The sequence below is a fragment of the Paenibacillus plantiphilus genome (genome assembly GCF_927798095.1).
Lineage (GTDB): Bacteria > Bacillota > Bacilli > Paenibacillales > Paenibacillaceae > Paenibacillus_Z > Paenibacillus_Z plantiphilus.
This window is the reverse complement of record NZ_CAKMMF010000025.1, coordinates 1-14,745: the sequence shown is the minus strand read 5'-3', so window position 1 is coordinate 14,745 and position 14,745 is coordinate 1. Positions and strand designations below refer to the sequence as shown.

Sequence of the window (14,745 nt, the reverse complement as noted above, 5' to 3'; positions counted from 1 at the left end):
TACTGTCTGGAGCAAGCGGATGAAAATACGGACTCCTGACAGGCTTTGTCAGGAGTCCATTGTAACAACTTTACAAACCGAAATCAAGAATACTCTGTCTGCAGCGCCTTTTGGCCTGTAATCAACGTTCCTTGAACTCACGGTGTTTGCCTCAGCTTCTATTTCCGTTTCTTTCTGACAAAAGCAGCCGTTGCGTTACCGCCGCTCTTTTTCTTTCTTAAAGAGCCGGTTCCAGAATCGGGTTTCGCCGTAGCGCTCGCTCCACTTGCCCCTTCACCGGTTGGTGCTTTCTTTCTGCGGGAGCCTTTGCCATCACTACTGCTGCTCGCACTTGTTCTTCCTGCACCGCCGGATGAACCTTTGAAACCGCGATCCCCGCCGTTTCGGCCTCGCCCAGATCCACCATTCCTGCCTCTGTTGGAGGAGCGATCCGGGTCTTCACCATCATCGATAATGCCACCCGTGCCTCTGATTGGCAAACCCCACATATCCGTGCGAAGCGCACCACGGCGCGTTTCGCCTCCATTACCGCCGCCTTGCTCTGCGGATGCATCGGTACTGCGGGCATTGCCATCACCAAGAATCCGATCCAGATTGTAATCATCCTCAGGCTTCCACGCCCGTGCATCTGAACCACTTGCCTGTCCGCCACCGGTGCGTCTCACACCATCACCTGCTCGGTTTCGACCTTGACCATCTCGCTCATTCGCCCCGCCGCGCTTACGTCCGCCTCGCTCACTCGCTCCCGCACCACCGCGTCCGCCTCGCTCACTCGCTCCCGCAACACCGCGTCCGCCTCGCTCACTCGCTCCCGCAACACCACGTCCGCCTCGCTCACTCGCTCCCGCGCCACCGCGCCCGCCTCGCTCGCTCGCTCCCGCACCACCGCGTCCGCCTCGCTCACTCGCTCCCGCAACACCGCGTCCGCCTCGCTCACTCGCTCCCGCAACACCGCGTCCGCCTCGCTCACTCGCTCCCGCAACACCGCGTCCGCCTCGCTCACTCGCTCCCGCAACACCGCGCCCGCCTCGCTCGCTCGCTCCCGCGCCGCCACGGCCAACCCGCTCGCCGCCGCTGCGCCTGCGGCCGCCGCCACTGCGGCCGCTCAGAAACTCGCGGCCGCGCCCTACACCAGCGCCCTGCGCCTTATTCTCCACCATTGCAAAATCAATGGTGTGCTCATCCATATTCACGCGTTCCACGCGAATCTTCACTTCATCGCCAATGCGATACGTCTTGGACGTCCGCTCACCGATAAGCAGCATATGCTGCTCGTGAAAATGATAATAATCATCCACGAGATCACTAAGCCGGATGAGCCCTTCCACCGTGTTCTCCAGTTCCACGAAGATTCCGAAGCTTGTCACACTGCTAATAATACCGTCGAACTCCTCGCCGATCTTATCCAGCATGAACTCGCACTTCTTGAGCTTATCCGTATCACGCTCGGCCTCAACCGCGACACGCTCGCGCTCCGACGATTGCTGCGCAATATCCGGCATCCTGGCGGACAGCGCCTCAATACGAGCCTCTGACAGCGTCCCTCCGTTCTCGAACACCTCGCGCATCACGCGGTGAATAACAAGATCCGGATACCGCCGAATTGGCGATGTGAAGTGGGAATAGAACTCCGCAGCCAGCCCGAAGTGCCCAAGGCTCTGCGCCTCATACTTCGCCTGCTTCATCGACCGCAGCATGACGGTGGAGATCACCGTCTGCTCCTTCGTCCCACGGATTTCCTCCAGCAGCGTCTGCAACGCGCGCGGATGAATTTCACTGCCGCCCTTGCCTTTAATCGTGTATCCGAAATTCGCCGCGAACTGAACAAAATGCAGCAGCTTCTCCATATCCGGATTCTCATGCGTCCGATAAATAAACGGCACACGCAGCCAGTAGAAATGCTCGGCTACCGTCTCGTTAGCCGCAAGCATAAACTCCTCAATAATTTGCTCGGCCACCGAGCGTTCACGCTTCACAATATCGATTGCCTTGCCCTCGCTATCGACAATAACCTTTGATTCCACGAAGTCAAAATCAATCGCGCCCCGCTTCATCCGGTGCGACCGCAAACGCATCGCAAGCTCTTCCATCAGCTTGAACGTATCGACGAGCTCCGCGTAACGCTCCGTCACCTCGGGATCCTCGTCCTGTACGATTTTGCGCACATTCGTATACGTCATCCGTTCTTTCGTCCGGATCACGCTTGTGAACACATCATGGCGCACCCGCTTCAGCGTCTTCGCATCGAACTCCATCTCACAGGACATTGTCAGCCGATCCACCTGCGGGTTCAGAGAACAGATTCCGTTCGAGAGCCGGTGAGGCAGCATCGGAATAACCCGGTCGACCAGGTACACACTGCAGCCGCGGCGGTACGCCTCTTGATCCAGCGCAGACTTCTCCCGCACATAATAGCCGACATCGGCAATATGGACACCCAGCACATAGTTTCCATTCTCCAGACGCTCCACATTGACCGCATCATCAAGATCCTTCGCGTCCTCGCCGTCAATCGTCACAATGACCTTATCCCGCAGATCGCGGCGTCCCTGCCGCACAATCTCTTCCTCCGTAATTGCATCCGGCGCTGCCTCCGCTTCCTCCATTACATCATCAGGGAAGCCCTCAGGCAACTGATGCTTGCGGATAATGGAGAGAATATCGACGCCCGGATCATCCTTATGTCCAAGCACCTCAATAATCTCGCCCTCTGCAGCCGAGCGTCCTTCCGGATATGAGATAATGCGTACGACAACCTTTTGACCCGAGACGACACCTTGAAACTGACCTTTAGGTATGAAAATATCCCGATTAATCCGTTTGTCATCCGGCAGCACGAATCCATACGTATCATGATTGTCGAAAGTGCCGACAATTTGCGTGACCGCCCGCTCCACAACACGAATGACTTCGCCTTCCATTCGGCCGCCGCCCTCGCTCTTGGAGGTAATGCACACGAGCACTATGTCGCCATTCATCGCGCTTTTAAGATCATTGGCATGCAAATAAACGTCCGGATGCCCCTTATCCTCAGGCAGCAGGAACGCAAACCCTTTCGCATGCGCTTGAATGCGGCCGCGCAGCAGATTCATCCGCTCCGGCACACCATAGCGGTCATTCCGAGTCCGAATGATCTTTCCCTCATCCTCAAGACCATTCAACATCACCAGAAAAGTCTTATAAGACTCGGCGTCTCCCCTGCCAAGCTGCTCATCCAATTCCTGGTACGTCATTGGCTTGTACGCCTGTTCTCGCATAAAATCAAGAAGCTGCTGCTCCGTCACCATATCTCTCACCTCATGTACCGCGATGCCGTCTATCGAATATGCAGCAGTCGGTTGATAGATTCCTATATACCATATAGTATACACGAAACTAAGCATTACCATCCGCACTTGCTGAAAAGCCACCCAAAATTCCTAATAAAACAACAAAATTTTTCTAAAATCCATCATGAACGTACCCTCTGGCGGCTAAGAAGCCCGTAACCGCTTCACAATACCCCCCCTTTCCGATCCCTGCCTTCGCCTGTGACAGCAACGCAATGACTTGAATAACATCGTTGATGGTTAGGAACACATGTTCTATAATAAGAAATACAACCTGCATAAATGCGGCGGCGACATAGCCGAATAGCGCAGCATCAGCATCAACCACGCGTCTGTGTATTCCATCTGTTACTATCTGATAAGGGAGCGGTTAAGTTGATAAAGTTGTTTCAGTATAATTGGATGGTAAGGGATGAATGGTTCGAACTGTTCAAGCAGGTCTCTACGGAGGAATTGACGCGCAAGCGAAATGGCGGGGCAGGCTCTATTCTTTATACACTTTTCCATGTTTTGGACGTGGAATATAGTTGGATTCGTGGCGTACAAGGCAAACCGGAAATTCTGGTACAATTTGAGGACTATGAGACACTCGATCAAATAAAGGAGCTTTCCGATTCGTGGCTTAATGAAACAAGGGCGTTCTTGCATACATGGTCAAATGATTTTGAACACGAAACTGTGACCGTACCGTGGACCGAAGGACATTTTGTCAAAGGTGAAATATTACGCCATATCATTACACATGAAATTCATCATATGGGTCAGCTATCCGTATGGGCAAGAGAGATTGGGCTTCAACCAGCATCAGCGAATGTAATAGGCAGAGGATTGTTGAGTGTAGACTTGCCGCCTGTTTAGTTAGCGATTGAGACGAAATAGCCCCTGAAAAATTAAAAAAAGCGGGAATCATCCCGCTTTTCGCATGTTGCCTATACAGGCTTTACCAGGTAGGCAACAACCAGTGCCGTCACGAAAAATCCAACCGCGACGCCAATTGTCAGACGTTGCAAGAACAAGTCCAAACCGCGCGCTTTCTGTTTGCCGAACAAATGCTCAGCACCGCCGGAGATAGCACCCGCCAGTCCCGCACTTTTCCCCTTTTGAAGAAGAACGACCGTAATTAAGGTCAACGAGAAAACAGTAAGCAAAATTCTGAATGTAATTTCCACAGTTCCACCTCCTGCATAAGGAGCATCTCATTTGCCGCTGCCCTGTCACGCAAGGAGACAAGACCTAAAAACAGCATTTTTATTGTAGCACAAATAATAAATAAATTCAAGAATAATTAGTATATTCGAGAATCCAGCTCTGCATGCCGGATCTTTATTGCAAGACCCCATTCTCTCGAAAGAATGCCAGAGAATTCTTCACGCTTTCCAGCGACGATGTACTATATTCCTCCTGCTCGACAAAATAATATTGAATACCCGCTGGCTCGGCTGCCTTCAGAACTCCCTTAAGGTCAACCATCCCTTTGCCGATCTCAGTATCGCGGCGCCCCTTAGCGAAATCCTTAAAGTGAACAAGCGGCACTCTGCCTGCGTAGCGCATCACATATTCAACAGGATTCTGCCCGCCCATATAGATCCAGCCAAGATCGAATTCCGCGACCAAATATTTTGCTGGTATGCGCTCTAGAAGCATATCAATAACCGGCTTATCCCCGACCAGCTTGAATTCAAACTCATGATTATGATAGCCGTACTGCAATCCTGACGCATGAACTTGTTTCCCGATAAGCTCCAGCAAATTGGCAAGCGTATTCACATCTTCGTCGGTAGGGTTGTCAGGAAGCGGCACCCACGGTGTGACCAGATATTCCAGCCCGACGAGGTTCGCATATTCAATCTGTCTGGCGACATTGGCTTTAATTTTCTTCCGATCATCATCAAAATGAATGCTCATATGAGCAGAAGGGGCCTTCAGCCCAATGCTGTCCAGTACAGACCTAAGCTCCTTTGCAGGCGTATCGTAGTAGCCTGCGAATTCCACCGCCTGATAACCTATATCCGCCACCTTGCGCAGCGTCCCGATAAAATCCTTCTCCGCCAGGTCCCGCAAGGAGTACATCTGCAAACCAACCATTGGTGGCGCCACCCGATTCACTCCTCAACATTCTCTGCTTAGCTTCACGAATACGCTTCTCTCTCATTTTCTACTTGCGGCAGAAAGCCGGCTTCGAAAGCATTCACTTCGTTGCTTAGCTATTGGCTAATGCTTTACTTTCCTTATCTGCATTAAGTTTTTACGATATACCCCCTTTTTATTCTCCGTAAAATGAAGAAAGGGAGAGCAACGCTTCGATCAAGCGTTGTCTCTCCCTTAGTATGCCGTTGATGATCTCACAGCGAGCCGTGGATCAGCCAGCTCATGCCGTACCTCTATTACTTGAAGCTTTTCAAGTTATAGAATGCGCTTTTGCCTGCATATTGAGCCGTGGAGCCCAGTTGGTCTTCAATGCGAAGCAGTTGGTTGTATTTCGCCACACGGTCCGTACGGGACGGAGCGCCGGTTTTGATTTGACCAGCATTCGTAGCTACAGCGATATCAGCGATCGTGCTGTCCTCGGACTCACCGGAGCGGTGGGAGATAACAGCCGTGTAGCCTGCGCGCTTAGCCATTTCGATTGCGTCGAAAGTTTCTGTAAGCGAACCGATTTGGTTTACTTTTACAAGGATGGAGTTGCCCACGCCTTTTTCGATACCATCGGACAGACGCTCGGTGTTCGTTACGAACAGATCGTCGCCAACGAGTTGGATTTTGCCGCCCAATTTATCAGTGAGCAGCTTCCAGCCTTCCCAATCGTCCTCGGAGCAGCCGTCTTCGATTGTGATGATCGGATATTTATCCACCCATGAAGCAAGCAGGTCAACGAACTCAGCAGGCGTGAAGGATTTGCCTTCGCCTTCGAGGTGATATTTGCCGTCTTTGAAGAACTCAGTGGAAGCAACGTCCATGCCAAGGAATACGTCTACGCCTGGCTTGTAGCCTGCGCGCTCGATAGCAGCAAGGATCGTCGTGATTGCTTCTTCATTGGAACCAAGGTTAGGAGCGAAGCCGCCTTCGTCGCCAACTGCAGTGTTCAGTCCTTTTTCTTTCAGAACCGATTTCAGGTTGTGGAAGATTTCTGTGCCGATGCGGAGAGCTTCCTTGAAGTTCTCAGCGCCTACTGGCAGAACCATGAACTCTTGCACATCGATATTGTTGTCAGCGTGCTCGCCGCCGTTAACGATGTTCATCATAGGTACTGGAAGCGTCTTAGCGTTGAAGCCGCCAAGATAAGTATAAAGCGGCACATCCAGAGCGTCTGCAGCTGCGCGAGCAACTGCCATTGATACAGCTAGAATCGCGTTAGCGCCGAGCTTCGCTTTGTTAGGCGTACCGTCAAGCGCGATCATCGTACGGTCGATCAATACTTGATCAAGCGCGTCCAGACCGATAATTTCAGGAGCGATAATCGCGTTCACGTTATCAACAGCTTTCAGAACGCCTTTGCCAAGGTAACGGCCTTTGTCGCCGTCACGAAGCTCAACAGCCTCGTATGCGCCAGTGGATGCGCCGGATGGTACGATTGCGCTGCCTTTGCCGCCGGACTCAAGAACTACTTCTACTTCTACAGTCGGGTTGCCGCGAGAATCAAGCACTTCGCGTGCATATACGTCAGTAATGATAGACATTGAATAGAACACTCCTTTAATATTTTTGGATAAACTGATGTCTCAGCTATACATTATACCTCATTTATAAGCGTTGCACCCGTCATTTCAGCAGGTTTGGCCAGTTCGAGCAGCGACAGCACCGTTGGAGCCAGATCTGCCAGAATTCCGCCCTCGCGCAGCGTAACGCCTTGCTTCGTGACGATAAGCGGAACCGGATTCGTCGTATGCGCCGTGAATGGACGTCCAAGCTCATCAATAACCATATCCGCATTGCCGTGATCCGCCGTAATCAAGCATACGCCGCCCTTGGCAAGAACAGCATCAACTACTTTGCCCAGACATTCGTCCGTCGCTTCTACCGCCTTGATCGTTGGCAGCAGCATGCCGGAATGTCCAACCATATCCGGATTCGCGAAATTCAGAATAATCGCGTCATGCTTGTCCGACTCGATCTCCTTCACTGCCGCTTCAGCCACTTCGTAAGCGCTCATCTCAGGCTGCAGATCATAAGTAGCAACCTTAGGGGAGCTAATAAGAATACGCGTCTCTCCCGGCAGCTCTACATCGCGTCCGCCGCTGAAGAAGAAGGTGACATGCGGGTATTTCTCTGTTTCAGCAATACGAAGCTGCGCTTTGCCGTTCTGCACGAGCACTTCGCCAAGCGTGTTGTCGAGGTTCTTAGGCGAGTATGCGACATAGCCGCCAACCGTCTCGCTGAACAACGTCAGACATACAAAGTGAAGATTCATCGGAATTTTCAGCCCGCGGTCAAATCCACGAAAATCCTGGTTGGTGAATACCTGCGACAATTGAATGGCGCGGTCAGGACGGAAGTTGAAGAATACGATAGAATCATCGGATTCAACCAGACCTACCGGCTTGCCGTCTTCGCCCACGATGACAGTCGGCATAACGAACTCGTCGTACACAGACTTCTCATAGGATTCCACGACCGCCTGAATCGGGTCCGTATATTGCGGACCATCGCCATATACCATAGCGCGGTAGGATTTCTCCGTACGCTCCCAGCGCTTGTCGCGGTCCATAGCATAGTAGCGGCCTTGTACCGTTGCGATGCGTCCTACGCCAACCTCGGCGATTTTCGCTTGAAGCTGCTCCAGATAACCTTTGGCGCTATCCGGCGATACATCACGGCCATCCAGGAAGGCGTGAATATACACTTCGGACAGGTCTTCCTTCTTCGCCAAATCAAGCAGCGCGAACAGATGCGCGATATGGCTATGAACGCCGCCATCCGACAGGAGACCATAGAGATGGAGCTTCGTGCCGTTTGATTTCGCATGACGAACTGCGCCAAGCAGCGTCTCATTGTCGTAAAACTCGCCGTCACGAATAGACTTGCTGATCCGGGTCAGATCCTGATAAACAATCCGGCCAGCGCCGATGTTAAGGTGGCCGACCTCGGAATTGCCCATCTGGCCTTCCGGCAAACCAACGGCTTCGCCGCATGCCGTCAGCGTCGTATTGGGGTATTGCGCCATATAACGGTCATAATTCGGCTTGTTTGCTTGCGCCACCGCATTGCCCGTTACATCGCTGCGAAGGCCGAAGCCATCGAGAATAATAAGCGCTACCGGTTTAGGGACCGACATCTTACTTCGCCCCCTCGACAAGCTGAATGTAGGAAGCTGCCTCAAGGCTAGCGCCGCCCACTAGAGCACCGTCGATGTTGGGTTGCCCCATGTATTCACTTACATTGTTCGGTTTCACGCTGCCGCCGTATTGAATACGGACAGCATTAGCCGTTTCAGCGCCATACAGCCCTTCAACAATGCCGCGAATGTAAGCAATAACATCCTCTGCATCCTCGGAGGTAGAGGATTTCCCAGTACCAATCGCCCAGATTGGCTCATAGGCAATAACAACCTCAGCCGCTTGCGCTGCGGACAGACCTTGGAAAGCCGCTTCGGTTTGCACCTTGCAGACATCCTTCGTTTGACCCGCTTCACGCTCTTCGAGCTTCTCGCCGACACAGATGATCGGAGTCAGACCATGCTTGAAAGCCGCTTGCGCTTTCTTGTTCACGATCTCATCACTTTCTGCAAAATAAGCGCGGCGCTCGGAGTGGCCGATAATCACATATTTCACGCCCAGATCCTTCAGCATAATACCGCTGATCTCGCCTGTGAATGCGCCATTGTCTTCGAAATGCACGTTCTGTGCGCCGATCGCAATTGTCGTGCCTTTAGCCGCTTCTACAAGCGCCGGCAATGCTGTGAAAGGTGCGCAGATGACAGCCTCAACACCGTCAACCTCCGCTTTGCCCTTCACATCTGCGAAGAACGATGTCGCTTCGGAAACCGTTTTGAACATTTTCCAGTTACCCGCAATAATGGGTTTACGCATAGTTGTCAGCTCCTTTTCTACCGCTTTATTAGCTTAATGCCGTTATTATTTATCGTTCAGTGCAACAACGCCCGGGAGCGCCTTGCCTTCCATGAATTCCAGAGAAGCTCCGCCGCCGGTGGAGATGTGATCCATCTTGTCAGCAAGGCCGAATTTCTCAGCTGCCGCCGCAGAATCGCCGCCGCCGATAACGGTGTAACCGGATGTTTCCGCGCATGCGCGGGCAACTGCTTGCGTACCGTGGGAGAAAGGCTCGATTTCGAATACGCCCATCGGTCCGTTCCATACGACAAGCTTCGAGTTTTTAATGACATCCGCATAAATTTCACGCGTCTTGGGACCGATGTCAATGCCTTCCCAATCAGCAGGAATGCCGCTAATGTCAACGATTTGCGTGTTCGCTTTCGCGCTGAAATCATCGGACACAACAATATCAACCGGAAGCAGGAAGTTCTTGCCAAGCTTCTTCGCTTTCTCAATGAAACCAAGCGCCAGATCAAGCTTCTCATTGTCCACAAGGGATTGACCGATTTCGTGGCCTTGCGCCTTGAAGAACGTGTAGGAGAGACCGCCGCCGATGATGATGTTGTCAGCGATTTCGATCATTTTGTTAATAACGTCGATTTTGTCCTTAACCTTGGAGCCGCCGACAATTGCAGTGAACGGACGCTCAGGGTTCAGAAGCGCTTTGCCGAGAACATCCAGCTCTTTCTCCACAAGCAGACCGGAAACAGCAGGCAGATGGTGAGCGATGCCTTCCGTCGAAGCGTGTGCACGGTGAGCAGCGCCGAATGCGTCGTTAACGAACAGATCAGCCAGCCCGGCAAAAGCTTTCGCCAATTCCGCATCATTCTTCTCTTCACCAGCGTTGAAACGAACATTCTCAAGCAGCAGCACATCGCCGTTGTTAAGCGCAGCGACTTGTGCTTGTACAGCTTCGCCAATCGATTCGTTTGCTTTCACAACCGGCTTGCCGAGCAGGTCAGATAGACGGTTCGCTGCTGGAGTAAGACGCAGCTCTTCAACAACTTGACCATTCGGACGGCCCATGTGGCTAGCAAGAATAACTTTAGCGCCATTCTCGATCAAATACTTGATCGTTGGCAGCGTCTCGCGAATACGAGTATCGTCAGTAATAGCGCCATTTTCCAGCGGCACGTTAAAATCTACACGTACAAATACACGCTTGCCCGATACTTCAACATCACGCACACTCTTCTTATTCATCCGTTTAGCCTCCCGTAGTTGACCCTTTGGCGCTCACCACAGCGAGCGCCAAAGGGTCCTGTCTATTCAAATCTCTTCCAATCCTATCCGTCCCGCAATCCGCACATCGCAGTTCATTACGTACTGTTCGTCCGCCTGCAGGCTCTATATCTATATAAATTTCTGCACAAACCGCCACGAAGGAGCTACTACAAGCAGCTCCTTCGCGAATATAAGGGTATCCAGAGGGCTAAGCCCGTAGGTGGGGTCCCCTAAAGGTTTTCGCCAAGGAAAACCTGTTCGAACTTACAGTCCTTTAGAAGCAATGTAGCCGCAAAGGTCAACTACGCGGTTGGAGTAGCCCCACTCATTGTCATACCAGGAAATGATTTTAACCATGTTGCCTTCAACAACCATCGTCGACAGCGCGTCGATAGCGGAAGAAGCAGGGTCGCCATTGTAGTCGCTGGATACAAGCGGCTCTTCAGAGAATTTAAGAATGCCTTTCAGCGGGCCTTCAGCAGCAGCTTTCAGCGCATTGTTTACTTCTTCAACCGTTACGTTTACTTTCAGCTCAGCAACGAGGTCAGTAACCGATACGTTAGGCGTAGGAACACGCATTGCCATACCGTTCAATTTGCCTTTCAGCTCAGGCAGAACGAGGGAAACAGCTTTTGCCGCGCCAGTGGACGAAGGAATGATGTTCTCAGCAGCCGCGCGAGCACGACGCAGGTCTTTATGAGGAACGTCCAGAACGGACTGATCGTTTGTATAGGAGTGAATCGTCGTCATCATACCTTTGACGATACCGAATTTGTCGTTAATAACTTTTGCAAAAGGCGCAAGGCAGTTCGTCGTACAAGAAGCGTTGGAGATTACAGTGTGAGCAGAAGCATCGTATTTGTCTTCGTTAACGCCCATAACGATCGTGATGTCTTCGTTCGTAGCAGGTGCGGAGATGATAACTTTCTTCGCGCCGCCTTTCAAGTGAAGCTCAGCTTTTTCTTTAGCTGTGAAGATACCTGTGGATTCAATAACGATTTCTACGCCTTCTTGTCCCCAAGGGAGGTTTTCCGGGTTGCGCTCGGCAAATACTTTGATTTCGCGTCCGTTAACAACGAGCGCGCCTTCTTTAGCTTCAACTTTAGCATCAAGCGTACCATGAGTCGTGTCATACTTGAGCAGGTGAGCAAGCGTGTTCGTGTCTGTCAAATCATTAACAGCCACCACTTGTACATCCGGATTGTTCAAAGCTGCGCGGAATACGTTGCGTCCGATACGTCCAAAACCATTAATGCCTACTTTTACCATTTAAAATTCCTCCTAAGCGTATTTTTAAAATTTAATATATCTCAAGACGATCTGGAGCCGGCAATTTTGCCACTCGCATTCGTCAAGATCACAAAGCTGCATATCCAATTGCTATTCTCGATCCATAATGGCTGCGATTTCCAGTGCTGCAGCTTCATCTGTTACAAGCATATCGTCATGCCCGAAGCGCATAACCGCCGCAATAGCCTCGCCCTTGCTTCGGCCGCCTGCTATCGCAATAACAACTTCCGTCTCCACAATGTCCTCAAGTCTGAGGCCTGCGGTGGACATCTTATGCACGACTTCACCATTGCGGTCAAAATAATAACCGAACGCTTCCGCCAATGCCTTCTCCGCTTCCATTGCCTGAATAACCGATTCGTCCACGCGCCGTCTACGCGCCATCACCATAGCATCTCCGATGCCGTGCACCACAATTCTGGCACTTCGGATGACTTCAACAATTTCTCTGACGTTAGGCTCCTGCATAAGCGACATGTAAGCTTCATCACTGAGATGATCGGGCACATGAAGCAGCCTGTACTGCGCGCCAGTGCGTTTGGCCAGCGTTGAAGCAATCGTATTGGCCTGATAATCAAGACTTTCGCCAAGACCGCCGCGCGCCGGAACGAACCAATTGCTCTTCAGCGGCGCCTGCGTCATCATCTGGCCAGCCAGATTCGCAAGTGTTGACCCTCCAGTTACAGCCACTACATCATCTTTACCCATAACCTTGCGCAATGCAGCACATCCAGCTCGCCCAAGCTCGCGTTTCGTATACGGGGAAGTGTCAGAGTCGCCGGGAACGATCGATACCCCTTTAAGGCCGAAGCGTTCGCGTATCCGTTCTTCCAGATCCGATAAGCCGAACATCGTCTTGTACAAGGGCTCCATATTCTCCAGCAGCCGTCTTCCTGCGTCACTGATGCGCATGCCAGCAGCATCGATGAGAAGAAGGCCCTGTCCCTTCAGGAAATCAGTCTCCGCACGCAGCACACGTTCTGTCAGATTCAGCGATGCGGCAAGCGTTCGCCTGCCAATCATGTCAGAGAGCATAACCTGACGCAGAATAAGATACCGCTTCTTCATGACAACAAGTAAATCCGGCAAAAGCTGCTGTTGTATATCAATGAGAGATTGCATTGTTCAACATCATCTCCGTTTGCCGAATAAGCTGCAATTACATTGGACCAATAACGTCCCGCTTGCACGTTTTGAGTCCCACACTTATTGTACTGCAACTCTTGCCATCAAGCAAGAATGCTTTTTGCTATGTAAACGTTTTCTGTCACGATTTGCACAAATTTTTATTTTGTTTAGATATTGCTTTTTCATTTAATATAATATACAATAAATATCGCTATCATTTTGCGCCCGTGGTCCAATGGATATGACGTAGGCCTCCGGAGCCTGAGATCGAGGTTCGATCCCTCGCGGGCGCGCCATAATTGCAACTAACAGAGATCGTCCCCGCAAGGGACGGTCTTTTTTGCTTCTACAGATCGTCATTACACACACTTTGAGCCAATGTTCTGCACCGCGTTCTGCACCGCGTTCTGCACCGCGCGCAGCTCCCAGCGCACGTTGGGGCGATGCGTGTTGGGTTGGCAGTCAACCACCGAGACTTTCCTGCATGCGTGACTTCCATCCGGGATTTTCGAGCATGCTGTGAATTTCGAGACTTCTAACTCAGCCTTCAGGCATACAGATCAAGAATTTTGACCTTCTTTGACTTTCATAGTTTAATCCGTTATTATGGTAATACATCGCTTATCAATTGAAGGAGGGACTTACATTGGAAATGAATTTCGTACCTATGGTTATTGAGCAGAACAATCGAGGCGAGCGTGCATATGACATTTATTCCCGGCTGCTTAAGGATCGTATCGTCTTTCTCGGAACGCCCGTGAATGATATCGTCGCCAACTCCATCATCGCGCAGCTGTTGTTCCTTGCGGCGGATGATCCTGAGAAGGATATTTCACTCTACATCAACAGCCCTGGCGGTTCAGTTTCCGCAGGTCTTGCTATCTTCGATACGATGCAGTTCATTAAACCGGACGTCTCCACCATATGTGTGGGTATGGCCGCTTCCATGGGCGCATTCCTGCTCGCTGCAGGCGCCAAGGGCAAGCGATTGGCGCTGCCTAATAGTGAGGTCATGATTCATCAGCCGCTCGGCGGCGCGCAAGGCCAGGCAACCGACATCGAGATTCGCGCCAAGCATATCCTCAAGACGCGCGATACATTGAATAAAATACTATCCGAACGCACCGGACAACCGCTTGAGAAGATTGAACGCGATACCGACCGCGACTACTTCATGTCCGCAGCTGAAGCGCAGGCATATGGATTAGTCGACAAAGTTATTGAGAAATTGTAATCGTTAATTTCGGCCCTCATATCGAGTCTTCATAAGAAAATCCACGGGACAACTCCCGTGGATTTTCTGCTTCAATCGTGTTGCTCTCACTTTCGCTGCTGCAAAATCGCGGACTGTTGAGAAAGTCCAACGGACATCCGTTCACTCTGACTGTAAGACTGTTTTTCATGCTTCCACGACCGTTTCCGCATCATTCGGCAGCTGGAAGCCGTTTTTTCACGCTTACAGTCATTATTGGTGCACCTTTCATCCGTCTTCTTGAGCTGTAAGACTGTTTTTCATGCTTCCACGACCGTTTCCGCATCTTTCGGCAGCTGGAAGCCGTTTTTTCATGCTTACAGTCATTATTGGTGCACCTTTCATCCGTCCTCTTGAGCTGTAAGACTGTTTTTCATGCTTCCACGACCGTTTCCGCATCTTTCGGCAGCTGGAAGCCGTTATTTCACGCTTACAGTTTGGGTTTGGGTTTGGGTTTGGGTTTGGGTTTGGG

General features: G+C 51.4%; 12 protein-coding genes and 1 tRNA gene. 3 read left to right on the top strand and 10 right to left on the bottom strand.

The genetic code is table 11. The features are described 5' to 3' along the window. Nucleotides 1-158 precede the first annotated feature (158 nt). Together rnr and L6H65_RS19515 are read right to left on the bottom strand one after the other, a co-directional pair. Nucleotides 159-3,287 (bottom strand): ribonuclease R, encoded by a 3,129-nt coding sequence (gene rnr, locus L6H65_RS19520; protein WP_236344399.1) that lies wholly within the window; start codon nt 3,285-3,287, stop codon nt 159-161. A gap of 154 nt (nt 3,288-3,441) precedes the next feature. Beyond that, nucleotides 3,442-3,657, bottom strand: a complete 216-nt coding sequence (locus L6H65_RS19515) for a hypothetical protein (RefSeq protein ID WP_236344335.1) — start codon at nt 3,655-3,657, stop codon at nt 3,442-3,444. Nucleotides 3,658-3,704: 47 nt separating this feature from the next. On the opposite strand from L6H65_RS19515, the gene L6H65_RS19510 reads away from it, so the two are divergent. Beyond that, nucleotides 3,705-4,187, top strand: a complete 483-nt coding sequence (locus L6H65_RS19510; RefSeq protein WP_236344334.1) for a DinB family protein — start codon at nt 3,705-3,707, stop codon at nt 4,185-4,187. 71 nt (nt 4,188-4,258) lie between these two features. On the opposite strand, the gene secG is transcribed toward L6H65_RS19510, so the two are convergent. From secG to L6H65_RS19470, 8 genes are all read right to left on the bottom strand, one after another. Continuing rightward, complete coding sequence (secG, locus tag L6H65_RS19505; RefSeq protein WP_236344333.1) at nt 4,259-4,498, bottom strand: preprotein translocase subunit SecG; 240 nt, start codon at nt 4,496-4,498, stop codon at nt 4,259-4,261. A 154-nt stretch (nt 4,499-4,652) separates the two neighbouring features. Next, a complete protein-coding gene (locus L6H65_RS19500; RefSeq protein WP_236344332.1) occupies nt 4,653-5,426 on the bottom strand; it encodes a sugar phosphate isomerase/epimerase family protein in 774 nt (257 codons plus the stop codon). A gap of 287 nt (nt 5,427-5,713) precedes the next feature. Further along, entirely contained in the window at nt 5,714-7,006 is a 1,293-nt protein-coding gene (gene eno, locus L6H65_RS19495) for a phosphopyruvate hydratase (protein WP_236344331.1), read from the bottom strand. 53 nt (nt 7,007-7,059) lie between these two features. After that, nucleotides 7,060-8,601, bottom strand: coding sequence for a 2,3-bisphosphoglycerate-independent phosphoglycerate mutase (gpmI, locus tag L6H65_RS19490; RefSeq protein WP_236344330.1), 1,542 nt, complete (start codon nt 8,599-8,601; stop codon nt 7,060-7,062). A 1-nt stretch (nt 8,602) separates the two neighbouring features. Next, nucleotides 8,603-9,355 (bottom strand): triose-phosphate isomerase, encoded by a 753-nt coding sequence (gene tpiA, locus L6H65_RS19485; protein ID WP_236344329.1) that lies wholly within the window; start codon nt 9,353-9,355, stop codon nt 8,603-8,605. 45 nt (nt 9,356-9,400) lie between these two features. After that, nucleotides 9,401-10,582: a phosphoglycerate kinase gene (locus L6H65_RS19480; RefSeq protein ID WP_236344328.1), complete on the bottom strand. Its 1,182-nt coding sequence runs from the start codon at nt 10,580-10,582 to the stop codon at nt 9,401-9,403. A 285-nt stretch (nt 10,583-10,867) separates the two neighbouring features. Next, a complete protein-coding gene (gap, locus tag L6H65_RS19475) occupies nt 10,868-11,872 on the bottom strand; it encodes a type I glyceraldehyde-3-phosphate dehydrogenase (RefSeq protein ID WP_236344327.1) in 1,005 nt (334 codons plus the stop codon). 111 nt (nt 11,873-11,983) lie between these two features. Further along, a complete protein-coding gene (locus L6H65_RS19470; RefSeq protein ID WP_236344326.1) occupies nt 11,984-13,015 on the bottom strand; it encodes a sugar-binding transcriptional regulator in 1,032 nt (343 codons plus the stop codon). A 227-nt stretch (nt 13,016-13,242) separates the two neighbouring features. Here L6H65_RS19470 and L6H65_RS19465 point away from each other — a divergent pair. Both L6H65_RS19465 and clpP read left to right on the top strand, forming a co-directional pair. Continuing rightward, nucleotides 13,243-13,317 (top strand) — tRNA-Arg (locus L6H65_RS19465). A gap of 356 nt (nt 13,318-13,673) precedes the next feature. Further along, nucleotides 13,674-14,255, top strand: a complete 582-nt coding sequence (gene clpP, locus L6H65_RS19460; RefSeq protein WP_236344398.1) for an ATP-dependent Clp endopeptidase proteolytic subunit ClpP — start codon at nt 13,674-13,676, stop codon at nt 14,253-14,255. Nucleotides 14,256-14,745 lie beyond the last annotated feature (490 nt).